The sequence below is a fragment of the Klebsiella sp. JN_Kp122 genome (assembly GCF_040062085.1).
In the GTDB taxonomy this organism is placed as follows: Bacteria; Pseudomonadota; Gammaproteobacteria; order Enterobacterales; family Enterobacteriaceae; genus Klebsiella; species Klebsiella aerogenes.
This window is the reverse complement of sequence record NZ_JBEAHW010000040.1, coordinates 45,081-65,627: the sequence shown is the minus strand read 5'-3', so window position 1 is coordinate 65,627 and position 20,547 is coordinate 45,081. Positions and strand designations below refer to the sequence as shown.

The following is a 20,547-nucleotide window of genomic DNA, read 5'->3' as shown; positions in this document are numbered from 1 at the left end:
GCACAAAAAAGCCCCGGCGACGCGGGGCTAAGTCATGAGATTATGCTTTAAGATTCACCTGAACATTGCCGTCCGCCTGCCGTTCAATGCGCAAACTTTCGAGAGTCGTCAGCACCAGATCGGCTTCATCAAGACGCGGCGCATCCGCCGGAACGTTGACGGCGATGGTGCGGCATCCGGCAGCCAGCCCGGAAAGCAGCCCCGCCGGCGCATCTTCAACCACCGCGCACTGTTGCGCCGGTATCCCCAGCAGTTCAGCGCCGAGCAGATAAGCATCCGGCGCCGGTTTCCCCTTCTTCACCTGTTCGGCGGTAACAAACACTTTCGGCATCGGCAGACCTGCCGCGCGGTGGCGGGCGTGAGCGACCGGAATCGACCCCGAGGTCACGATAGCCCAGGGGATACCGGCTTCATTGAGCGTATTCAGCAAGTTTAACGCGCCCGGCAGTGCGACAATGCCGTCGATATCGGTGGCTTCAATCTGCTCAAGGAAGCGGAACTCGGCCTGAATATCCTCCTCGCTGCGCCCCGGCATAAAATGGCGAATCGAAGTGATGGCCTGTTTACCGTGAATGAAACCGAGAATTTCATCATGCGGAATGCCGAAACGATCGCCCCATTTACACCATGAACGCTCGACAACCGGTAAAGAATCCACCAGCGTCCCGTCGAGATCGAACAGGAAACCTTTACACTGCACGGGCACCTCCATCAGGCATTAATAATTTGGTTAATTTCGTTACTACTCAAGTGATACTGGCGCGGACAGGAGTGCCAGGCGGCCAGCATACGCTGGTATTTTTCCCACATCGGCGTCTGCGAGTTAAAGCCGTGAGTTCCTGCGTCGAAGTGGCTATAGCGCCCTTCTACATTGACCATAAAGCGCACATAGCCGAGATAACGGGCCTCGGTGGCGACATCAAAGCCAAGGAAGGTGACCCGGCGTTCATCAATACCGGACGCATCTTTGAGGTTGGTCCAGGAGACGTGCAGCGCGTGGTACATCTCCATGATATCGATAATCGTCCGGCAGGTTTCTTCCGTCAGTTGGCCAAATTCGCGGTCCAGCTCGCGCATTTGCAGCCCATATCCACGCTCGATGATGGTCTGTAGACGGCGGTAACGTTCAGCGTTGTCCGGGTCGAGCATAGTCATCATCTTGTACTGATTGGACAAAATCAGACGCTGCGCATTGGTCATTTCCATTTTTGACTCCTGTAGCACTTACGGCGTGAAATAATAAAGAAGGCGCATAAATCATGCGCCTTCTTTTATATGCGTTTTCCGTATGGAATTACAAATCATCAAGGAAAGTTTTATCCAGTTGTTTGAAGGCGCGCTTAAGCGTGTCAGCCAACGCCTGGTAATCCGGCTTGCCGTCAACCGGTGCTAACGCCTGCCCGGCCTCTTGTAATTTGCCGCGCACTTCATAAAACCAGTTCAGTATTGATGGCGGTAATGGCGTGACGGAACGCTTACCCAACCACCACAGCCCCTGCATCGGCAGGCTTAAGGCAAATAGCGCGGTGGCGACGGCCGGGCCGAGCTGGCCGCCGAGCGCTATCTGCCAGCACAGGGTGAAGACCGCAACCGGCGGCATGATGCGAATCGCGTAGCGGGTGGCGCGAATAATGCGGTTTTCGATAAACACCGGCGCCAGCCGCTTATCGAGGGGCCAGGTCTTCGCATAGTGCTGCCCGCGACGAAACAAGCTAAAAAAGCTAACGGGGCGATTCTCAGGGGTCGACATGGCTATACCTCAACTTTACATATAAAACTTAAAATTTTCGTGCAAAACACCAACTGTGCATGACAACGTTCAAAAGATTTTGGCAATGGGTGCGGCAATCAGGTATCCTGTGCCCACCTGAGAGGGCGGTTAGACCCTTTTACCAGGTTAGTCAAATTATCGCATATTCTGCTGCTGGCGGAAAATTATGCAAAATGACATAAAATCATATGTACTTCCCTCATCGTGCCAGAAAACAGAACAAGGCATGATGTTAATCATAAATGTCGATGTCATCCTGCGCTACGCTTTGTGACACACTGATGTTTTTTTAGCCACGTATCATAAAAGGTACTTCCATGTCGAGTAAGTTAGTACTGGTTCTGAACTGCGGTAGCTCTTCCCTGAAATTTGCTATCCTGGATGCCGTTAACGGTGACGAATATCTCTCCGGTTTAGCCGAATGTTTCCATCTTCCTGAAGCCCGTATCAAATGGAAAATGGACGGCGGCAAACACGAAGCTGAGTTAGGCGCAGGCGCCGCTCACAGTGAAGCGCTGAACTTTATCGTTAACACTATTCTGGCACAAAAACCAGAACTGTCAGCACAGCTGACCGCAATTGGCCATCGTATCGTTCACGGCGGTGAAAAATACACCAGTTCCGTTGTCATCGACGATTCCGTTATTCAGGGCATCAAAGACTCCGCTTCCTTCGCACCGCTGCACAACCCGGCGCACCTGATCGGTATCGCTGAAGCGCTGAAATCCTTCCCGCACCTGAAAGACAAGAACGTTGCCGTGTTCGACACCGCGTTCCATCAGACCATGCCGGAAGAGTCCTACCTGTATGCCCTGCCGTACAGCCTGTACAAAGAGCACGGTGTACGTCGTTACGGCGCGCACGGCACCAGCCACTACTATGTGACTCAGGAAGCCGCTAAGGTTCTGAACAAGCCGGTTGAAGAACTGAACATCATCACCTGCCACCTCGGCAACGGCGGTTCCGTTTCCGCTATCCGTAACGGTAAATGCGTTGATACCTCCATGGGTCTGACCCCGCTGGAAGGTCTGGTGATGGGTACTCGCTCTGGCGATATCGACCCGGCAATCATTTTCCACCTGCACGACGCCCTGGGTATGAGCGTAGATGCTATCAACAAAATGCTGACCAAAGAGTCCGGCCTGCTGGGTCTGACCGAAGTCACCAGCGACTGCCGCTATGTTGAAGACAACTACGCGGATAAAGCTGACGCTAAACGCGCAATGGACGTTTACTGCCACCGTCTGGCGAAATACATCGGTTCTTACACCGCGCTGATGGATGGCCGTCTGGACGCCGTTGTCTTCACCGGTGGTATCGGTGAAAACGCCGCGATGGTTCGTGAACTGTCCCTGGGTAAACTGGGCGTTCTGGGCTTCGAAGTTGATCACGAGCGTAACCTGGCTGCCCGTTTCGGCAAGTCTGGCTTCATCAACAAAGAAGGCACCCGCCCTGCCGTGGTTATCCCGACCAACGAAGAGCTGGTGATCGCTCAAGACGCACACCGTCTGACCGCTTAATTCCACACCGCCAGCGATAATCCTGACTGCTTCGAGTTGCCACTTGAAGTATGAACGGTAAGCTGGCGGTGCTGTTTTGTATCCCGCCTAAAACTGGCGGTAACGAAAGAGGATATATCGTGTCCCGTACTATCATGCTGATCCCTACCGGAACCAGCGTAGGCCTGACCAGCGTCAGCCTCGGTGTTATCCGCGCTATGGAACGCAAAGGCGTTCGCCTGAGCGTCTTTAAACCTATCGCCCAGCCGCGTTCCGGTGGCGATACTCCAGACCAGACTACCACCATCGTTCGCGCCAGCTCTTCAACGACGACTGCCGCTGAACCGATGAACATGAGCCACGTTGAGTCGCTGCTGTCCAGCAACCAGAAAGACGTGCTGATGGAAGAGATCATCGCCAACTACCATGCCAACACTCAGGATGCTGAAGTGGTGCTGGTTGAAGGCCTGGTCCCGACTCGTAAACACCAGTTCGCTCAGTCTCTGAACTACGAAATCGCAAAAACGCTTAACGCGGAAATCGTCTTCGTGATGTCTCAGGGCACCGATACCCCGGAACAGCTGAACGAGCGTATCGAACTGACTCGCAACAGCTTCGGCGGCGCGAAAAACACCAGCATCACTGGCGTTATCGTTAACAAACTGAATGCTCCGGTTGATGAACAAGGCCGTACACGCCCTGACCTGTCCGAAATCTTTGACGACTCGTCTAAAGCGAAAGTCGTGAAGATCGACCCGGCTCAACTGCAGAATGGCAGCCCGCTGCCGGTGCTGGGCGCGGTGCCATGGAGCTTCGATCTGATCGCCACGCGCGCTATCGACATGGCGCATCACCTGAATGCGACCGTGATCAACGAAGGCGACATCAATACTCGCCGCGTGAAGTCTGTAACCTTCTGCGCGCGCAGCATTCCGCACATGCTGGAACACTTCCGTCCGGGTTCTCTGCTGGTGACTTCCGCAGACCGTCCAGACGTACTGGTCGCTGCCTGCCTGGCGGCGATGAACGGCGTAGAAATCGGCGCTATCCTGCTGACCGGCGGCTATGAAATGGACGCGCGCATCAGCAAGCTGTGCGAACGTGCTTTCGCCACCGGCCTGCCGGTATTCATGGTTAACACCAACACCTGGCAGACCTCTCTGAGCCTGCAGAGCTTCAACCTGGAAGTACCGGTTGACGATCACGAGCGCATCGAGAAAGTTCAGGAATACGTTGCTAACTATATCAACGCCGACTGGATCGAATCGCTGACCGCGACCTCCGAGCGCAGCCGTCGTCTGTCTCCGCCTGCCTTCCGCTACCAGCTGACCGAGCTGGCGCGTAAAGCGGGCAAACGCGTCGTTCTGCCGGAAGGCGACGAACCGCGTACTGTTAAAGCGGCGGCCATCTGTGCCGAGCGCGGTATTGCAACCTGCGTGCTGCTGGGCAACCCGGATGAGATCAACCGCGTTGCGGCCTCTCAGGGCGTAGAGCTGGGCGCTGGTATTGAAATCGTCGATCCGGAAGTGGTTCGCGAAAGCTACGTGGCGCGTCTGGTCGAACTGCGTAAGAACAAAGGCATGACCGAAGCGGTTGCGCGCGAACAGCTGGAAGATAACGTGGTTCTCGGCACCCTGATGCTGGAACAAGACGAAGTCGACGGCCTGGTATCCGGCGCGGTTCACACCACCGCCAATACCATCCGTCCGCCGCTGCAGCTTATCAAAACGGCGCCGGGCAGCTCGCTGGTCTCTTCCGTATTCTTCATGCTGCTGCCGGAACAGGTTTACGTTTACGGCGACTGCGCGATCAACCCGGATCCGACTGCTGAACAGCTGGCGGAAATCGCGATTCAGTCCGCTGATTCCGCGATTGCCTTCGGTATCGAACCGCGCGTGGCGATGCTCTCCTACTCCACCGGCACCTCCGGCGCAGGTAGCGATGTAGAAAAAGTACGCGAAGCAACTCGTCTGGCGCAAGAAAAACGTCCTGACCTGATGATCGACGGTCCGCTGCAGTATGATGCCGCGGTAATGGCCGATGTTGCGAAGTCCAAAGCGCCAAACTCTCCGGTAGCTGGCCGCGCGACCGTGTTCATCTTCCCGGATCTGAACACCGGTAACACCACTTACAAAGCCGTACAGCGTTCCGCTGACCTGATCTCCATCGGGCCGATGCTGCAGGGTATGCGTAAGCCGGTAAACGACCTGTCCCGCGGCGCGCTGGTAGACGATATCGTCTACACCATCGCACTGACGGCGATTCAGTCTTCTCAGCAGCAGAAATAATCTCCCGCTGAGACAAGAAAGGCAGCCAAATGGCTGCCTTTCTTATGGCTCTAACGCGTAAAGGAAATTACGCTTCGTCTTCTTCCGGCTCGTCGCGATCGTGGCCGGTATTGCCCGCGTTACGGGTCATCCACAGCGCCAGCGCTTTCAGTGAATCGGCGGTGAACTCATCGCAGCGCGCGGTGATCTCTTCCGGCGTCAACCAGCATACCTCGCTGACCTCTTCTTCCTGCAGGGCGAACGGGCCATGAGAAACACAGCTAAACAGGCTTCCCCAGACGCGGCAGTGTTTATCTTCGTAGTAGAATTGGCCGTGATCGGCAAAAGGCACGCCCGCAATCCCCAGCTCTTCTTCCGCTTCGCGGCGCGCGGAGTCCAGCAGCTGTTCATCCGCCTGCACCACGCCGCCTGCGGTCGCATCCAGCATGCCCGGCATGAAATCTTTGCTCTCGGTACGGCGCTGTACCAGAATCTTGCCCATCCCATCATGAACCACAATATAGGTCGCGCGGTGGCGCAGACACTGCGCGCGCATTTGCTCGCGGCTGGACTGTGCTATCACTTCATTGTTTTCATTAACAATATCGACCCATTCTGTGCTTGCCAAATGCTTCTGTTCCGCCATCAGGAAACCTTACTTTTAAGCGCTCTCGCGGCGCGTCTTTACGATTGAGGGGTAAATTACGGGTAAATCGCGGCCTCTGCAATAACCTGATTATCATTGAGTGCGAAAACCTGCAGCCGATCATCTTCCAGCATGCCGTAGCTGGCGGCAAAGCCGCCTTTCGGGATGCTCACAGAGCCAGGATTGAAGAGGAATACATCGCCGCGTTTCTCGGCAACCGGAATATGAGTATGACCATAAGCCAGTACATCGCCAGCGGCGAGCGGCGGCAAATTATCCGGACTATAGAGATGACCGTGGGTCAAAAACAGGCGGTAGCGTTCGCTAAGCACCTGCTGCCAGGGGGCAGTAATGGGGAAATGCAGCAGCATTTGATCGACTTCGCTATCACAGTTACCGCGGACGGCGATAATCCGCTGCGCGACGCTGTTCAGCCGCTCGGCGACCTGCGCCGGCGCATACCCTTCCGGCAGCGCGTTGCGCGGCCCGTGATTGAGCACATCGCCGAGGATAACCAGCCACTGCGCCCCGCTCTGCGCGAAGCGTTCCAGAACGCGTTCGGTCGCAGGCAGCGAGCCGTGAATATCGGATGCGAACATCAGTTTCATATCAACCCCTTACCAGACAATACGGTCTGTCTATGATAACGGAACTGCCTGCGCTTATCAGCCGCTACGTTTAGCCGACAGTGCGGCATAACGCTGAACAGATGCCCGTTGCCACTGGAAGGTCGCATAGTCCGCCAGCGCTTCCGGCACCTCATCGCCGTTCAGCACCAGACGGTTTAGCATCAGCGCAAGATCGGCATCGGCGATACACCATTCGCCAAACAGATTCTGTCCGCCATGCGCCAAAAGCGCGCCGGCGGTAGCGAAGAGTTTAGCCGCGCTGGTTTGCCCCGCAGCGCTAAGCGCAGGCTTCTTCGCGCCGCCAAACACCACGTCGGTAGAACGTTCTTCGCGGATGGGCATCAGATCGCTTCGCAGCCAGGCCTGCACCTGCCGCGCCCGCGCGCGTTTTTGCAGGTCATGCGGATACAAGCGCTCCCATTCCGGCGGCGCAAAGCGCTCGTCAAGGTATTCGGTGATGGCCGAGGATTCGCTCAGCGAAAAATTATCCACTTCCAGCAGCGGCACGCGCCGTGTCGCGGAGTAACCCTTCCAGCCTGGCTGCAGATGCTCGCCGCTGTCGAGATTGACGGTCTTAAGAGTGAACGGCAGGCTTTTTTCCTGCAGCGCCACGTACACGGACATCACATAGGGGGAGAAAAAATCGGCATCGGACCACAGAGTAATAACAGGCTGATTCATGACATCCTCAATGAAGCCAGGGGGTGATAAATCAACATAGCTGGTCTGCTATAAGATGTCACTGGCAGCCACATGAGGATTTCGCAATTTTAATCTTTGCCCCGCGATGGCGCAGGTCGCCTATACTCGAAACGTTTGCGACCTTCGATGGCGGGAGACCTCATGATCGATCTTTACTACGCACCTACCCCCAACGGCCACAAAATCACTCTTTTTCTCGAAGAGGCGCAGCTGGCCTATCGCCTGATACGCGTCGATATCGGCAAAGGTGAACAGTTTCGCCCGCAGTTTCTGGCTATCTCGCCAAATAATAAGATCCCGGCGATCGTTGACCACGTTCCGGTCGACGGCGGCGCGCCGTTAAGCCTGTTTGAGTCAGGAGAGATCCTGCTCTATCTGGCGGAGAAATCGGGAAAATTACTAAGCGGCGAGCTGCGCGAGCGGCATACTACCCTGCAATGGCTATTCTGGCAGGTCGGCGGTCTGGGGCCAATGCTTGGGCAAAACCACCACTTTAACCATCACGCGCCTCAGGCTGTCCCTTACGCCATTGAACGCTATCAGGTCGAAAGCCAGCGCCTGTATGGCGTAATGAACCGGCGTCTTGAAACCAGTCCATGGTTGGGCGGCGAGCACTACAGTATCGCCGATATCGCCTGCTGGCCATGGATTAATGCCCACTCGCGCCAACGCATCGATCTTAGCCAGTTCCCGGCGGTGCATAACTGGTTTGAACGCATCCGCCAGCGCCCGGCAACGCAACAAGCGCTACTCAAAACGCAACAGTATTAATCCCCCTGCTCGCAGGGCGTGCTTTCATGTATGATTGCGGAAATTACTACACGGAGGAAGCCTGCAATGTCTCAGCCAGACGCCATTATTCGTATTAAGAACCTGCGCCTGCGTACTTTTATTGGAATCAAAGAGGAAGAGATCGCCAACCGCCAGGACGTGTTGGTGAATGTGGTGATTCACTATCCGGCCGATAAGGCTCGCGACAGCGAAGACATCAATGATGCCCTGAACTATCGCACCATTACTAAACGCATCATCAGCCATATCGAGAATAACCGCTTCTCGCTGCTGGAAAAATTAACCCAGGATGTGCTCAATATCGCATGCGAACATCACTGGGTCACTTATGCTGAAGTAGAGATCGATAAACTTCACGCGCTGCGCTATGCCGACTCAGTATCGATGACCATGAGCTGGCGGCGCTAAAACGTTTGTAAGGGAGGCGGTATGAAAATCCTGCTCACTGGCGGTACCGGGCTCATTGGTCGGCATCTTATTCCCAGGCTGCTGGAACTTGGGCACCAGCTCACGGTTTCCACCCGCAACCCTGAACGCGCGAAAGCCCGTCTCGATCCCCGCGTCACGCTGTGGCGCGGTTTCGAAGGGCAAAACAACCTCGATGGCTTTGACGCCGTCATTAACCTTGCCGGTGAACCGATCGCCGATAAGCGCTGGACGGCAGAGCAAAAAGAGCGCCTGTGTCACAGCCGCTGGGACATCACCCGCCAACTGGTCGCGTTATTTAAAGCCAGCGAAACCCCCCCCTCCGTGCTGATTAGCGGTTCCGCTACCGGCTATTACGGCGATCTCGGTGAAGTCGTGGTGACCGAGGAAGAGCCGCCGCACAACGAATTTACCCATAAACTTTGCGCCCGCTGGGAGCAAATCGCCTGTGAGGCGCAAAGCGATCGCACGCGCGTGTGCCTGTTGCGCACCGGCGTCGTATTAGCGCCGCGCGGCGGGATCCTGGCCAAAATGACGCCAGCGTTTAAGCTCGGCCTGGGCGGCCCTATCGGCGACGGTCGTCAGTATCTGGCGTGGATCCATATCGATGATATGGTGAACGGGATCTTGTGGCTGCTGGATAACGATCTGCGCGGCCCGTTCAATATGGTCTCACCCTATCCCGTACGTAACGAACAGTTTGCCCACGCGCTCGGCCACGCGCTCAATCGCCCGGCGATTTTCCGCGTTCCCGCCGCCGCCATTCGCCTGCTGATGGGAGAATCTTCAGTACTGGTGCTCGGCGGCCAGCGCGCGCTGCCTAAACGCCTGGAAGCCGCCGGCTTTAGCTTTCGCTGGTACGATCTGGAAGAGGCTCTGAAGGATGTGTTGAGCTAAGTCGATAAACGGGGAGCAACGGCTCCCCGTTCTCTTCCCTTGGGCGGAAGCCGCCTCGCAAATCGTTAATTCCTCGCTCTCCTTGCTACGCTTCTTGTGAAGCGCATTCCAACCGCAAAATTATTCTCCTGCCATAACGTCCTGACGAGGAATATACCCTCAAAAATCGTTGACAACCGTCAACACTCTTTTTATTCTGAGCAGGATTTGACGATGAAGGAACATCCGGACAAACATATCAGGAAGGCGATTGCCACGGCGCTGGCGCGGGGGTGGATATTGCTGCCTGCAGGTAAAAGCGCTCATTGCTTTGGCCGCCTCGTCTGCGGCGTGACTGAACACCGGGAACATATGATGAGCATTTGGTCGACGCCCGCCGTCCCTGAAAACCACGCCCGGCAAATAATCAGAATAGTCGAACGGTGTCCCATCCCGGCTACCGCGCGCATCACGCATAAGGAACGCTAAACGATGCCGATATTTAATTTTACGCTGACGCTGTCCGGCGTCAGCAGTCAAACGCCAGGACTGGAAGATGCGCTCTTTGCCGCAGGCTGTAGCGACGCGCTGGTCTGCTTTTACGGTACGGCGGTCTACCTTGAGTTCGATCGCGAGGGCCAATCGCTGGAGCAGGCGGCGCTATCCGCCATCCGCGATGTAGAAACCGCCGCGCTGCCAGATATCCGCGTGGAGTCCATCGATTCGACACTGGTCGGGCTGAGCGATATCGCTGAACTTATCGGCGTCTCCCGCCAGGCGATCGCGCTATTAAAAGAGGGCGCTCGCGGCAGCGGGCGGTTTCCCGGCCCCGTACAGCGCGTGAAGGGCAATTCCCCTCTCTGGCGCTGGAAATCCGTCGTTGAATGGTTAGTCGCGGAAAAGCGCATCGCCGCCGATTCGCCGATGGTGGCTAACGCCCTACTGCTGGATAGCCTCAACCTGGCGCTACAGCTTCGCCGTTCACCGGAAAATCACCGCGTGCAGCGCTACCTGCAAAGTCTGAGCGCCACGTCACCCACGGGCTGATTCGCGAGGGCGAGCATGTTACCCGGCACAGCATGGTGGTAAAGTAGGCTTTCGTTTTAGCTGATTAATTGCTTTATGACTACGATAACAACGCCCCGCCTGTTGCTTTCCCGCTTCACTCCGGCCGATTGGCCCTTTTTTCTGCGTCTGCGTCAGGACCCTGACGTCATGCGTTACATGGGTGAGGTGTTAAGCGAAACGGCGCTACGCAGCGTGTTTGAATGCCGCTGCGAAGATCCCGGCGTCTTTGTATTGCGCGATTCTGCCGGCACGCCGCTGGGGGATATTGGTCTGCGCATCAGCGCGAAAAACCCGCACGAGGCCGACGTCGGCTACGCGCTACTGCCGCAAGCGCAGGGTCAGGGCTACGCCAGCGAAGCGCTGCGCGCGATTTGTGATTACGGCTTTACCACCCTTGGCATCCACGCCATTAATGCCTGGGTGCTGGGCAATAATTTGGGATCGTCCCGGCTGCTGGAAAAGCACGGTTTTGTACGCATTCAGGTGCTGGAAAATGCTTACCACCTCAACGGCGTGGATTACGATGATTGGATCTACCGGCTGGAGCGTTAAGTCATTCCCGGCGAGCAAACCCGCCGGGAAGAGGCGATTACTTCAGTGAACCTTTAAGGAACTGCTGCAGGCGCTGGCTTTTCGGGTTGCCGAATAGCTCGTCGGGATGTCCCTCTTCTTCGATTCTTCCCTGATGGAGGAAAATCACGTGTGAAGAGACGTGGCGGGCAAAGCCCATTTCGTGGGTGACGACCACCATGGTTTTCCCCTCTTCCGCCAGTTTTTGCATAATACGCAACACTTCGCCCACCAGCTCCGGATCCAGTGCCGATGTCGGCTCATCAAACAACAGTACGTCCGGCTCCATCGCCAGCGCCCGCGCGATGGACACGCGCTGCTGCTGACCGCCGGAAAGATGTACCGGATATTTGATCTGCTGGCGTTCATCGATACCGACTTTCGCCAGATACTTCACCGCCCGATCGCGCGCTTCCTGTTTGTTGAGGCCGAGCACCTGAATCGGCGCCTCCATAACGTTTTCCAGTACCGTCATGTGGCTCCACAGGTTGAAGTGCTGGAACACCATCGTCAGGCGCGTGCGCAGCAGACGCAGCTGGTTTTTATCCGCTACCTTCAACTGGCCGTCTTTATCGCGCACCAGGCCAATATTCTGTCCGTTGACGATAATCGTTCCTTCGCTTGGCTTCTCCAGAAAGTTGATGCAGCGCAGAAAGGTACTTTTACCGGAACCCGATGAGCCGATAATACTAATCACGTCTCCGGCCTTCGCTTTCAGCGAGACGCCTTTCAGCACCTCGTGCTCACCGTAACGTTTATGCAGATCGATAACGCTTAATTTATTGTCGGTCATGGCTTTCTCAGTGCGTCGAAGAGGGTTTGATATGCTGCAGCCAGCGCTTTTCCGCCTTGCGGAACAAGCTAATCAGCACATACGAAATAATTAAGTATAGTACCGCGGCGATGCCGAAAGCGGTAAACGGCTGATAGGTCGCCGAGTTAATATCACGCGCAATTTTCAGCAAATCCGGCACCGTGGCGGTAAACGCCAGCGCCGTCGAGTGCAGCATCAGAATGACTTCGTTGCTGTACGCCGGTAGCGCAATACGCAGTGCCGACGGCAAAATAATGCAGCGGTATAGCTTAACTGACGAAAAGCCGTAAGCCCGCGCAGCCTCAATCTCGCCCGGCGCCACCGAACGAATCGCCCCCGCAAAAATCTCGGTGGTGTAGGCGCAGGTATTTAAGGTCAATGCCAACACCGTACAGTTCAGGCCGCTGCGGAAAAACGCATTCAACAGATCGCTGCCTTTGACGATTTCCAGCGTATACATCCCGGAGTAAAACACCAGCAGCTGCACGTACAGCGGCGTCCCGCGGAAAATATAGGTAAACAGCCAGATCGGAAACTGAATGTATTTATTGCTCGATACCCGCCCGATGGCGAGAAACACCGCAAGGATACCGCCCATCACCACTGAAGCAATCAACAGCCACAGGGTGATCGCCACGCCGGTAAAACGGTAACCGTCGGTCCACAGCAGGGATTTCCAGTACTCCTGAATAATTTCAATCACAGGTCAGCCCTCTTCACACCCACGGAGTAGCGGCGTTCAAGCAGCAGCAGCACACCATTGGAAATCGTGGTAAACACCAGATAGATCGCCCCGCAGACGATAGCGAAATAGAACGGCTGCCAGGTGCTTTTGCCCGCCAGCTGCGTTGCCTTCACCACGTCTTCCAGACCGAGCAGCGACACCAGCGCGGTGGCTTTGAGAATCACCTGCCAGTTGTTGCCGATACCGGGCAGCGCATAGCGCATCATCGCCGGAAACAGGATACGGCGGAACGTCTGCCAGCCGCTGAAGCCAAATGCCGTCGCCGCTTCAATATGGCCTTTCGGCACCGCCAGAAACGCGCCGCGGAAGGTTTCAGTGAAGTACGCGCCATAGATAAATCCGAGGGTGATAATACCGGCGATCATCGGATCAATATCAAATTGCGCCATGCCTAATGCATCGGTGATGCTGTTAAGGGCGATCTGTAGCCCATAGAAAATCAGCAGCATTAGCACCAGATCCGGCACCCCGCGGATCAGCGTGGTATAGCCTTCAAACACCAGCGCCATAGGCCGGTTAGCGGATAATTTCGCCCCCGCGCCCACCAGCCCAATAAGGACCGCGAGCACTACCGAGCTAAGCGCCAGCTCAAGGGTGACCAGCGCGCCCTGAAAAATAACCTGTGAGAACCCGTACAGCATGCTGTCTGCCCTGTCTGTCATCGATCGCCGCACGTGAAAACGCGTGCGGCGAGGTACTAACGATGATTAGTCGCCGTACACGTTAAAGTCGAAATATTTCTTCGCCAGCTTGTCGTAAGTGCCGTCTTTACGCATCTCGGCGAAAGCTTTATTTAGCGCTTCACGCAGCTCGGTGTCGTCTTTACGCAGGCCCATGCCGGTACCGACGCCAAACAACTTCTCATCCTTAATGGACGGGCCGCCAAACTGATAATCTTTGCCAATCGGCTGTTTGAGGAAACCTTCGCTGGCGGCGACCTCATCCTGGAACGCGGCGTCAATACGGCCCGCGGTCAGGTCGGAATAGATATTGTCCTGGCCCTGATAGGAGACAATTTCAATGCCTTTCGGCGCCCAGTGCTCGTTGCCGTAGGTTTCCTGAGTGGTGCCCTGCAGAACGCCAATGCGCTTGCCTTTCAGCTTGCTGAGGTCTGGCGTAATATCGCTGCCCTTTTTCACCACCAGACGGGAGTCAGCGGCATAAAGTTTGTCGGTGAAGGCAATTTCCTGCTGGCGCTTTTCGGTAATCGACAGCGAGGACATAATCGCATCGATTTTCTTCGCTTTTAACGAGGGGATCAGCGCATCCAGCGGGTTTTCAACGAAGGTACATTGGGTATTAATACGCTTACACAGCTCTTTCGCCAGATCGATGTCAAAACCGATCAATTGCCCCTGCGCATTCTTCGATTCGAACGGCGCATAAGTAGGATCGGTACCGATACGGATTTTCTGTGGAATAGCTGCGAATACCGTGGAAACGCTGGAAAGGGCCAGCGCCAAAGAAAGAGACAACGCCAGTTTTTTCATAATTATCCTCAACAGACTGTCATTCTAACGGGTTTATTAGAAGCACTTACGCCAGTTATCGTGCCATTATTCGCCCTGCCAAGGCAAAGCAAAATGCGCATGAAAGCAGATTTTTTTGCATCAGAAACGCTTAACTATGCATTTTATGAACAAAGAAAAACTGCTGTCGCCCCATTCTGGGGCAAGCCATTAACCGCTTGCACCTATCAAGGGCAACAATAACCGCGTCGCAATGGAGCGGCCTGGCATAACCAGACCGCTACAGTCTTAATCGCCGTAGACGTTAAAGTTGAAGTATTTCTTCGCCATTTTGTCGTAGGTGCCGTCTTTACGCATTTCACCCAGCGCTTTGTCAAAAGCGGCTTTCAGCTCGCCATCTTCTTTGCGCAGGCCGATGCCGGTACCATCGCCGAAGTATTTTTTGTCTTTAACGGAAGGACCGGCAAACGCGTAGTCTTTACCGGCAGGTTGTTTGAGGAAACCTTCACTGGCCGCGACTTCATCCTGCAGCGCCGCATCAAGGCGCCCTGCGGCGAGGTCGGAATAGATGAGATCCTGGTTAGCATAGGCGACAACATCCACGCCCTGGCTGCGCCAGCGTTCGTTGGCATAGGCCTCCTGGGTGGAGCCCTGCAGTACGCCAACATGCTTGCCTTTCAGCGACTCCAGCGTCGGCTGAATCGGCGAGCCTTTTGCGGCAATCAGTCGAGAGTCTGCCGCATACAGCTTGTCAGAGAACGCAATCTCCTGCTGTCGTTTTTCGGTAATCGATAATGACGAGATAATTGCGTCGATTTTCTTCGCTTTCAGCGAGGGGATCAGCGCGTCAAAATCGCTGCCCACCCAGGTGCACTTCACCTTGATACGCGAGCACAGTTCATTGCCCAGATCGATGTCAAAGCCAATAAAGTTGCCCTTCGAATCCTTCGACGAGAAAGGCGCATAGGTGGTATCGGTGCCGATGCGGATACTTTGCGGCAGCGCCGCAGATACGCTGGCGGCGCTGCTGATTCCCATGATTAACGAGAGAGCCAGGATCGTCTTCTTCATAGAAAGCCCTTAAGTGTCGTGATGTTGTTATGTTGTGCGCTGTCTGGTTATGTATGTTGCCGACGGTTCTTGCAGGTTTTATGCCATTTTCCCGGTGCGTGCCGGTAACAGCGTTAAATTTGTTAATATAAAGTTGCAAGATTGTCTTAAGAGGGAAGATACCAGCATTGGCGGATAAACCGCAGCGGCAAAACGCAAAAAAACAAATTAAATGTCGAGGATTTGATCAGGACAACAAAAATGCACCAGCGGAAGGTAAAGGTAAATAAAATGCACCAAACAGGTGCATCATACTCCGCCTTGCCAGCGGGTAAACAGGTCCTGCGGCAGGTCAATATCAAACTGATCGATCACCCGGTTAACCGTCTGATTAATCACATCATCCAGCGACTGGGGACGATGATAGAATGCCGGTACCGGCGGCATGATCACCGCGCCCATTTCCGCCGCCTGCACCATTAAACGCAGATGCCCCAGATGGAACGGCGTCTCGCGTACGCAAAGCACCAGCGGGCGACGCTCTTTTAACACCACGTCCGCCGCGCGGGTCAGTAGACCATCGGTATAGCTATTGACGATGCCGGAGAGCGTTTTCATCGAGCACGGTAGAATGACCATCCCGCTGGTTTTAAACGAGCCGGAGGAGATGCTGGCGGCGATATCGCGCGCGTCATGTACCACATTGGCCAGCGCCTGCACTTCCCGCAGCGAGTAGTCGGTTTCCAGCGACAGCGTCTGACGCGCCGCCTGGCTCATTATCAGATGGGTCTCGACCTCCGCGACGTCACGCAATACCTGTAGCAGGCGTACGCCGTAAATCGCGCCGCTGGCGCCGGAAATGCCGATAATGAGTCGTTTCACGATGTTATACCCCTTGCGCATAGTGCCGCAGACTTTGCCGGATTATAGTCCCCGACGCAACCTGGCGGGTAAAAATAAAAAGGCCCGCGGTCCTCGAAAGACGGCGGGCCAGCGACAAGTGACGAATTAGCCTTCGTTATGCATCTCTAAGTTTTCAACTTCGGTTTGCAGTTGGACCGCTTTCGCATCGTCGTTGCGCAGGGAATCAAGATAATCGAGATACTGTTGGTCTACGTCTTTGGTGACGTACACGCCGTTAAAGACCGAACACTCGAACTGCTGAATATCCGGGTTTTCTGCGCGCACCGCTTCGATCAGATCGTTCAGATCCTGGAAAATCAGGCCATCGGCGCCGATGATCTGACGGATCTCGTCAACTTCGCGACCGTGGGCGATAAGCTCGTTGGCGGTCGGCATATCGATACCGTAAACGTTAGGGAAGCGAATTTCCGGCGCCGCGGAGGCCAGATACACTTTCTTCGCACCGGCTTCGCGCGCCATTTCGATAATCTGTTCAGAGGTGGTGCCGCGAACGATAGAGTCGTCCACCAGCAGCACGTTCTTATCACGGAATTCGGCGCGGTTGGCGTTCAGCTTACGGCGCACGGACTTACGGCGCAGCTGCTGGCCCGGCATGATAAAGGTACGGCCGACATAGCGGTTTTTGACGAAACCCTGACGATAGGGTTTATCGAGGATACGGGCAATCTCCAGGGCGATATCGCAGGAGGTTTCCGGGATCGGAATAACGACATCGATATCCAGATCTTCCCACTCGCGGGCAATTTTCTCGCCAAGCTTCGTGCCCATGTTCACACGGGCGCTATAGACGGAAATCTTGTCGATAAAGGAGTCCGGACGCGCGAAATAGACGTATTCGAACAGGCACGGGTTACTGACCGGGTTTTCCGCACATTGACGGGTAAACAGCTGGCCTTTCTCGGTGATGTAGACCGCTTCGCCCGGCGCGACGTCGCGCAGAAACTCAAAGCCCAATGTATCCAGCGCCACGCTTTCGGAGGCGACCATATACTCGGTGCGGCCATCGCCGATATCGCGCTTGCCGAGCACCAGCGGACGAATACCGTTCGGGTCGCGGAAGGCGACCATGCCGTGTCCGATAATCATCGCCACGCAGGCGTATGCGCCGCGGATCTGGCGGTTCGTCGCGGCAATCGCGGCGAAAATGTTATCGGCTTCCAGCGGGTAATGACGGAAATTATCCAGCTCACTGGCAAAGATATTGAGCAGAATTTCGGAATCGGAGGTGGTGTTGATGTGGCGGCGTTTTTCTTCAAACAGCTTTTGACGCAGCTCGTGGGCATTGGTCAGGTTGCCATTATGGGCCAACGTAATGCCGTAGGGCGAGTTAACGTAAAAAGGCTGCGCTTCAGAAGCGCTGGAACTGCCTGCCGTTGGGTAACGGACGTGGCCAATCCCCATATTTCCCTGCATACGCTGCATGTGGCGCGCTTCGAACACATCGCTCACCAGCCCGTTAGCTTTACGCAAACGGAAGCAGTTATTTGCATCAATGGTGATGATGCCCGCGGCATCCTGCCCACGATGCTGAAGCACCGTTAACGCGTCATAAATCGACTGGTTTACCGGCATAACACCGGCGATACCGACAATACCGCACATACGTCTTTTCCTCGTTAAGCTACATCCCAACGCTTATGCTTTGGGCAAGAAACTTGACGAGCTCTGCAGATAGTCAAAGAACCATCTGATAACGAAACTGAACTGCGGGATAAGCTCAGACTTTTGCCAGTCTTCACTTTTTGCCATACCGGTGAAGCTATCGAGAAAGAACAGAATAGCGGAGACGATCAGCACGCCGCGCAGGGCGCCAAAACAGATCCCCAACACCCTGTCTGTTCCTGACAGACCGGTTTTCTCTACCAGAGCGCCTATCACATAGTTAACGATAGCGCCGACGATAAGCGTTGCGATAAACAATATCGCGATAGCAATCCCATTTCGGACCAGTTCGTCTTCAAAGCCCGTGAACCAGACAGCCAGGTAAGTGTAGTAATGACTGGCGACAAAGAAGGCACATCCCCATGTCACCAGCGATAACGCTTCACGAACAAAGCCGCGGATTAGGCTAACCAAACAGGAAAAACCAATTACCGCAATAATGGCGTAATCAATCCAGACCATATACATCCCACGATTTTACGCCCTGTCGTCCGGTTCGGGGCGCATTCTAACAGAAAAAGAAAACGTTTGCGTAGGGATTTCCGTGCCCTACAGAAATAAAAATGGCGCTGAAAAAACATTCAACGCCATACTGCCTGACGCCTCTTCAGGGCGTATCCGGCAAGGGTTTCAGCAGGTTAACCCGCCTGCCAGCTCGCCCAATCAGAGCGGGTGGGATTTTAATTCGGGCTATATCCCATAACCACGCCGCTCAGACCAGAAATCTGCTGCAGCTCGCCGAGTTGCCCCTTCAGCTTGTCTTTCGACGCATCCGGCCCCACCAGAATACGGGTAATTTTACCCTGAACCGGCGTGGATGGCGATGTCCAGGCTTTAAAGCCCGAGGAACGCAGCTTACCGACGATTTCGTTAACCTTATCGGCATTCTTCAACGCCCCCAACTGCACTACATAGGCTTTCCCGGTCGGCGCCGGAATCGCGGCCTGCTGCTGTTGCGGCTGCGGTTGCGTTTTGGCCGGAGGCGGCGTCTGCGCAACCTGCTGAGGCTGCGGTTTCTCAACCGGCTTCGGCTGTGGTTTCGGCTGCGGCTTGGCGGCCACCACCGGCTCCTGGACTTCATCGAAGCTATTGTTGTTTACCGGGACGCGCGAAGGATCCAGCGATGGCGCCGCGGCGTCTCCCGCTCTCACCTCTTCCGCGGCGCCTTCCGGCGGCTGCGAAGGCAGCGCCTGAGTAGCCGCCGGCAGCATATCCGGCTCATCGCGATCGCCCGGCTTCGGCACCAACGGGATCGCCGCAAACTCATCCTGATAATGTTTTTTCTGGCCGTCGAGCAGACCCGGGAGAATAATTACCCCCAGCGCTACCAGTACAATCGTCCCGACTAAACGGTTCTGAAACTTACTCGCCACCGATTCTCCCCGCGTCTATCTCTTCCATTACATGCGCCACCGTGTGGAAGGAACCACACACCAGCACCGTATCTTCGGCTTTGGCATCCGCCATAGCGGCATGCCACGCCTGCGCTACGCTGTCATAACGTTGGCCCGCGCGCAGATGCGCAATCAGCTGGTCCGCCGTGGCGCCGCGCGGCCCTTCCAGCGGCGCGCAGTACCACGCGTCTACTTCAGGCGCCAGATTCGCCAGGGTTCCGGCGATATCTTTATCATGCAGCATACCAATAACCGCCAGTACGCGCCCCGTTTTCGCTAAGCTTTTGAGACGCCCGGCGAGATAAGCCGCCGCATGCGGGTTATGCGCGACATCGAGGATCACCCGCGGCGCGTCGCTGATAATCTGAAAGCGGCCCGGGAGCATGGCGTGATGAATGCCGTCGCGCAGCGCCTGTTCAGCGACGTTAAGCCCGCTGGCGCGCAGCGCCGCCAGCGCCGTCGCGCCGTTGGGCAATGGAACCTGCGGCAACGGTAGCCCTGCCAACTCGCCCTGACCATCGGTAAAGTTCCATGACTGGTCCGTCACGCTATAACGCCAGTCATGGTCGCGGCGCAGCAGCGTCGCGCCCTTTTCATTCGCCACGTCGGCAATCGTCTGCGGCATATCGGGCTCGCCCACCACCGCCGGTTTACCGGCGCGGAAGATACCCGCTTTTTCACGGCCAATGCTTTCACGATCCGGCCCCAGCCAGTCGGTATGATCCAGCGCGATGCTGGTGACCACCGCGACGTCGGCATCGACGATATTCGTGGCGTCCAGGCGTCCACCCAGACCCACCTCCAGGATAACCACATCCAGCTGCGCCTGCTTAAACAGCCATAGCGCGGACAGCGTGCCAAATTCAAAATAGCTCAGCGAGATATCGCCGCGCGCCGCTTCAATTTCGGCAAATGAAGCGGTATGCGCCGCTTCCGGCAGCTCGGCGCCCTGGATACGCACGCGTTCGGTATAGCGCACCAGATGCGGCGAACTATACACGCCAACTTTATAGCCCGCCGCCATCAGCACCGATTCCAGCGTTCGGCAGGTGGTACCTTTGCCGTTGGTACCCGCTACTGTAAAGACAAACGGCGCCGGTTTTAGTATCGCCATCCGTCCGGCGACTTCGCTCACCCGCGCCAGTCCCAGATCGATGGCTTTACTGTGCAGATGCTCCAGATAAGAAAGCCACGTAGCCAGGGGCGACGTGGCCTGAGGAATAGGATCTTTTTCCATGATGTC

General features: G+C 55.7%; 26 protein-coding genes. 10 read left to right on the top strand and 16 right to left on the bottom strand.

Features of this window, described 5'->3' with window-relative positions; all coding sequences use genetic code 11:
- Positions 1–40 precede the first annotated feature (40 nt).
- The 3 genes from ABLU78_RS16355 to yfbV form a co-directional block, all read right to left on the bottom strand.
- Positions 41–700, bottom strand: coding sequence for a sugar phosphatase (locus tag ABLU78_RS16355; protein ID WP_015706163.1), 660 nt, complete (start codon positions 698–700; stop codon positions 41–43).
- Positions 701–711: 11 nt separating this feature from the next.
- Positions 712–1,206 carry a YfbU family protein gene (locus ABLU78_RS16350; RefSeq protein WP_015365579.1) on the bottom strand — a complete coding sequence of 165 codons (495 nt, stop codon included), beginning with the start codon at positions 1,204–1,206 and terminating at the stop codon, positions 712–714.
- 88 nt (positions 1,207–1,294) lie between these two features.
- Positions 1,295–1,750, bottom strand: coding sequence for a terminus macrodomain insulation protein YfbV (gene yfbV / locus ABLU78_RS16345; RefSeq protein WP_015365578.1), 456 nt, complete (start codon positions 1,748–1,750; stop codon positions 1,295–1,297).
- A gap of 338 nt (positions 1,751–2,088) precedes the next feature.
- On the opposite strand from yfbV, the gene ackA reads away from it, so the two are divergent.
- Together ackA and pta are read left to right on the top strand one after the other, a co-directional pair.
- Positions 2,089–3,291, top strand: a complete 1,203-nt coding sequence (gene ackA / locus ABLU78_RS16340; RefSeq protein WP_015365576.1) for an acetate kinase — start codon at positions 2,089–2,091, stop codon at positions 3,289–3,291.
- Positions 3,292–3,410: 119 nt separating this feature from the next.
- The gene (gene pta, locus ABLU78_RS16335; RefSeq protein WP_026612251.1) at positions 3,411–5,558 is read left to right on the top strand and encodes a phosphate acetyltransferase; all 2,148 of its coding nucleotides are present in this window, start codon (positions 3,411–3,413) and stop codon (positions 5,556–5,558) included.
- Between the two features lie 67 nt (positions 5,559–5,625).
- On the opposite strand, the gene yfcD is transcribed toward pta, so the two are convergent.
- Genes yfcD through yfcF form a run of 3 tightly spaced genes read right to left on the bottom strand, consistent with a single transcriptional unit; the run spans position 5,626 to position 7,493 of the window.
- Positions 5,626–6,183 (bottom strand): NUDIX hydrolase YfcD, encoded by a 558-nt coding sequence (gene yfcD / locus ABLU78_RS16330; RefSeq protein WP_015365574.1) that lies wholly within the window; start codon positions 6,181–6,183, stop codon positions 5,626–5,628.
- A gap of 56 nt (positions 6,184–6,239) precedes the next feature.
- Complete coding sequence (gene yfcE, locus ABLU78_RS16325; protein WP_015365573.1) at positions 6,240–6,791, bottom strand: phosphodiesterase; 552 nt, start codon at positions 6,789–6,791, stop codon at positions 6,240–6,242.
- 57 nt (positions 6,792–6,848) lie between these two features.
- Complete coding sequence (gene yfcF, locus ABLU78_RS16320; RefSeq protein WP_015365572.1) at positions 6,849–7,493, bottom strand: glutathione transferase; 645 nt, start codon at positions 7,491–7,493, stop codon at positions 6,849–6,851.
- 162 nt (positions 7,494–7,655) lie between these two features.
- On the opposite strand from yfcF, the gene yfcG reads away from it, so the two are divergent.
- From yfcG to ABLU78_RS16290, 6 genes are all read left to right on the top strand, one after another.
- Entirely contained in the window at positions 7,656–8,285 is a 630-nt protein-coding gene (yfcG, locus tag ABLU78_RS16315) for a GSH-dependent disulfide bond oxidoreductase (RefSeq protein WP_020078237.1), read from the top strand.
- A gap of 66 nt (positions 8,286–8,351) precedes the next feature.
- Complete coding sequence (folX, locus tag ABLU78_RS16310; protein WP_015365570.1) at positions 8,352–8,714, top strand: dihydroneopterin triphosphate 2'-epimerase; 363 nt, start codon at positions 8,352–8,354, stop codon at positions 8,712–8,714.
- A 21-nt stretch (positions 8,715–8,735) separates the two neighbouring features.
- Positions 8,736–9,629 (top strand): TIGR01777 family oxidoreductase, encoded by an 894-nt coding sequence (locus ABLU78_RS16305; protein ID WP_048229157.1) that lies wholly within the window; start codon positions 8,736–8,738, stop codon positions 9,627–9,629.
- A gap of 213 nt (positions 9,630–9,842) precedes the next feature.
- The gene (locus ABLU78_RS16300) at positions 9,843–10,097 is read left to right on the top strand and encodes a hypothetical protein (RefSeq protein ID WP_048229158.1); all 255 of its coding nucleotides are present in this window, start codon (positions 9,843–9,845) and stop codon (positions 10,095–10,097) included.
- A 3-nt stretch (positions 10,098–10,100) separates the two neighbouring features.
- Positions 10,101–10,655 carry a hypothetical protein gene (locus tag ABLU78_RS16295; RefSeq protein ID WP_045359668.1) on the top strand — a complete coding sequence of 185 codons (555 nt, stop codon included), beginning with the start codon at positions 10,101–10,103 and terminating at the stop codon, positions 10,653–10,655.
- 75 nt (positions 10,656–10,730) lie between these two features.
- Positions 10,731–11,228 (top strand): GNAT family N-acetyltransferase, encoded by a 498-nt coding sequence (locus tag ABLU78_RS16290; protein ID WP_032715040.1) that lies wholly within the window; start codon positions 10,731–10,733, stop codon positions 11,226–11,228.
- Positions 11,229–11,265: 37 nt separating this feature from the next.
- Here ABLU78_RS16290 and hisP read toward each other — a convergent pair whose 3' ends face one another.
- The 4 genes from hisP to hisJ all read right to left on the bottom strand — a co-directional run bounded on the left by hisP (position 11,266) and on the right by hisJ (position 14,295).
- The gene (gene hisP, locus ABLU78_RS16285; RefSeq protein WP_032708793.1) at positions 11,266–12,039 is read right to left on the bottom strand and encodes a histidine ABC transporter ATP-binding protein HisP; all 774 of its coding nucleotides are present in this window, start codon (positions 12,037–12,039) and stop codon (positions 11,266–11,268) included.
- Positions 12,040–12,046: 7 nt separating this feature from the next.
- Complete coding sequence (locus ABLU78_RS16280; RefSeq protein ID WP_015365565.1) at positions 12,047–12,763, bottom strand: ABC transporter permease; 717 nt, start codon at positions 12,761–12,763, stop codon at positions 12,047–12,049.
- Positions 12,760–13,446 (bottom strand): histidine ABC transporter permease HisQ, encoded by a 687-nt coding sequence (locus ABLU78_RS16275; RefSeq protein ID WP_015365564.1) that lies wholly within the window; start codon positions 13,444–13,446, stop codon positions 12,760–12,762. The genes ABLU78_RS16280 and ABLU78_RS16275 overlap by 4 nt, the downstream gene beginning before the upstream one ends.
- Positions 13,447–13,512: 66 nt before the next feature.
- Positions 13,513–14,295, bottom strand: coding sequence for a histidine ABC transporter substrate-binding protein HisJ (gene hisJ, locus ABLU78_RS16270; protein WP_015365563.1), 783 nt, complete (start codon positions 14,293–14,295; stop codon positions 13,513–13,515).
- 93 nt (positions 14,296–14,388) lie between these two features.
- On the opposite strand from hisJ, the gene ABLU78_RS16265 reads away from it, so the two are divergent.
- A complete protein-coding gene (locus tag ABLU78_RS16265; protein ID WP_264300027.1) occupies positions 14,389–14,517 on the top strand; it encodes a hypothetical protein in 129 nt (42 codons plus the stop codon).
- 45 nt (positions 14,518–14,562) lie between these two features.
- On the opposite strand, the gene argT is transcribed toward ABLU78_RS16265, so the two are convergent.
- A complete protein-coding gene (argT, locus tag ABLU78_RS16260) occupies positions 14,563–15,345 on the bottom strand; it encodes a lysine/arginine/ornithine ABC transporter substrate-binding protein ArgT (protein WP_015365561.1) in 783 nt (260 codons plus the stop codon).
- A gap of 49 nt (positions 15,346–15,394) precedes the next feature.
- Between argT and ABLU78_RS16255 the strand changes: the two genes are divergently transcribed.
- Positions 15,395–15,523: a hypothetical protein gene (locus ABLU78_RS16255; RefSeq protein ID WP_161798742.1), complete on the top strand. Its 129-nt coding sequence runs from the start codon at positions 15,395–15,397 to the stop codon at positions 15,521–15,523.
- A 110-nt stretch (positions 15,524–15,633) separates the two neighbouring features.
- Here the strand turns inward: ABLU78_RS16255 and ABLU78_RS16250 are convergent, their stop codons facing one another.
- From ABLU78_RS16250 to folC, 5 genes are all read right to left on the bottom strand, one after another.
- A complete protein-coding gene (locus ABLU78_RS16250; RefSeq protein WP_015706171.1) occupies positions 15,634–16,206 on the bottom strand; it encodes a UbiX family flavin prenyltransferase in 573 nt (190 codons plus the stop codon).
- A 126-nt stretch (positions 16,207–16,332) separates the two neighbouring features.
- On the bottom strand, positions 16,333–17,850 hold the full coding sequence (purF, locus tag ABLU78_RS16245) for an amidophosphoribosyltransferase (RefSeq protein WP_015365559.1): 1,518 nt from the start codon (positions 17,848–17,850) through the stop codon (positions 16,333–16,335).
- A 33-nt stretch (positions 17,851–17,883) separates the two neighbouring features.
- A complete protein-coding gene (cvpA, locus tag ABLU78_RS16240) occupies positions 17,884–18,372 on the bottom strand; it encodes a colicin V production protein (RefSeq protein WP_015706172.1) in 489 nt (162 codons plus the stop codon).
- A 218-nt stretch (positions 18,373–18,590) separates the two neighbouring features.
- Positions 18,591–19,283, bottom strand: coding sequence for a cell division protein DedD (gene dedD, locus ABLU78_RS16235; RefSeq protein WP_015365556.1), 693 nt, complete (start codon positions 19,281–19,283; stop codon positions 18,591–18,593).
- Positions 19,273–20,541 carry a bifunctional tetrahydrofolate synthase/dihydrofolate synthase gene (gene folC, locus ABLU78_RS16230; RefSeq protein WP_048229162.1) on the bottom strand — a complete coding sequence of 423 codons (1,269 nt, stop codon included), beginning with the start codon at positions 20,539–20,541 and terminating at the stop codon, positions 19,273–19,275. The genes dedD and folC overlap by 11 nt, the downstream gene beginning before the upstream one ends.
- Positions 20,542–20,547: the final 6 nt, after the last annotated feature.

Excerpts from the sequence above, each read along its gene's own strand:
- purF (WP_015365559.1), bottom strand. The coding sequence starts at position 17,850 with ATGTGCGGTATTGTCGGTATCGCCGGTGTTATGCCGGTAAACCAGTCG.
- ABLU78_RS16255 (WP_161798742.1), top strand. The coding sequence starts at position 15,395 with ATGTATGTTGCCGACGGTTCTTGCAGGTTTTATGCCATTTTCCCGGTG.
- ABLU78_RS16305 (WP_048229157.1), top strand. The coding sequence starts at position 8,736 with ATGAAAATCCTGCTCACTGGCGGTACCGGGCTCATTGGTCGGCATCTT.
- hisP (WP_032708793.1), bottom strand. The coding sequence starts at position 12,039 with ATGACCGACAATAAATTAAGCGTTATCGATCTGCATAAACGTTACGGT.
- folC (WP_048229162.1), bottom strand. The coding sequence starts at position 20,541 with ATGGAAAAAGATCCTATTCCTCAGGCCACGTCGCCCCTGGCTACGTGG.
- yfcF (WP_015365572.1), bottom strand. The coding sequence starts at position 7,493 with ATGAATCAGCCTGTTATTACTCTGTGGTCCGATGCCGATTTTTTCTCC.
- yfbV (WP_015365578.1), bottom strand. The coding sequence starts at position 1,750 with ATGTCGACCCCTGAGAATCGCCCCGTTAGCTTTTTTAGCTTGTTTCGT.
- ackA (WP_015365576.1), top strand. The coding sequence starts at position 2,089 with ATGTCGAGTAAGTTAGTACTGGTTCTGAACTGCGGTAGCTCTTCCCTG.
- yfcG (WP_020078237.1), top strand. The coding sequence starts at position 7,656 with ATGATCGATCTTTACTACGCACCTACCCCCAACGGCCACAAAATCACT.
- cvpA (WP_015706172.1), bottom strand. The coding sequence starts at position 18,372 with ATGGTCTGGATTGATTACGCCATTATTGCGGTAATTGGTTTTTCCTGT.
- ABLU78_RS16290 (WP_032715040.1), top strand. The coding sequence starts at position 10,731 with ATGACTACGATAACAACGCCCCGCCTGTTGCTTTCCCGCTTCACTCCG.
- yfcE (WP_015365573.1), bottom strand. The coding sequence starts at position 6,791 with ATGAAACTGATGTTCGCATCCGATATTCACGGCTCGCTGCCTGCGACC.
- ABLU78_RS16300 (WP_048229158.1), top strand. The coding sequence starts at position 9,843 with ATGAAGGAACATCCGGACAAACATATCAGGAAGGCGATTGCCACGGCG.
- ABLU78_RS16265 (WP_264300027.1), top strand. The coding sequence starts at position 14,389 with ATGCGCATGAAAGCAGATTTTTTTGCATCAGAAACGCTTAACTATGCA.
- folX (WP_015365570.1), top strand. The coding sequence starts at position 8,352 with ATGTCTCAGCCAGACGCCATTATTCGTATTAAGAACCTGCGCCTGCGT.
- ABLU78_RS16275 (WP_015365564.1), bottom strand. The coding sequence starts at position 13,446 with ATGCTGTACGGGTTCTCACAGGTTATTTTTCAGGGCGCGCTGGTCACC.
- ABLU78_RS16295 (WP_045359668.1), top strand. The coding sequence starts at position 10,101 with ATGCCGATATTTAATTTTACGCTGACGCTGTCCGGCGTCAGCAGTCAA.
- hisJ (WP_015365563.1), bottom strand. The coding sequence starts at position 14,295 with ATGAAAAAACTGGCGTTGTCTCTTTCTTTGGCGCTGGCCCTTTCCAGC.
- argT (WP_015365561.1), bottom strand. The coding sequence starts at position 15,345 with ATGAAGAAGACGATCCTGGCTCTCTCGTTAATCATGGGAATCAGCAGC.
- yfcD (WP_015365574.1), bottom strand. The coding sequence starts at position 6,183 with ATGGCGGAACAGAAGCATTTGGCAAGCACAGAATGGGTCGATATTGTT.
- ABLU78_RS16350 (WP_015365579.1), bottom strand. The coding sequence starts at position 1,206 with ATGGAAATGACCAATGCGCAGCGTCTGATTTTGTCCAATCAGTACAAG.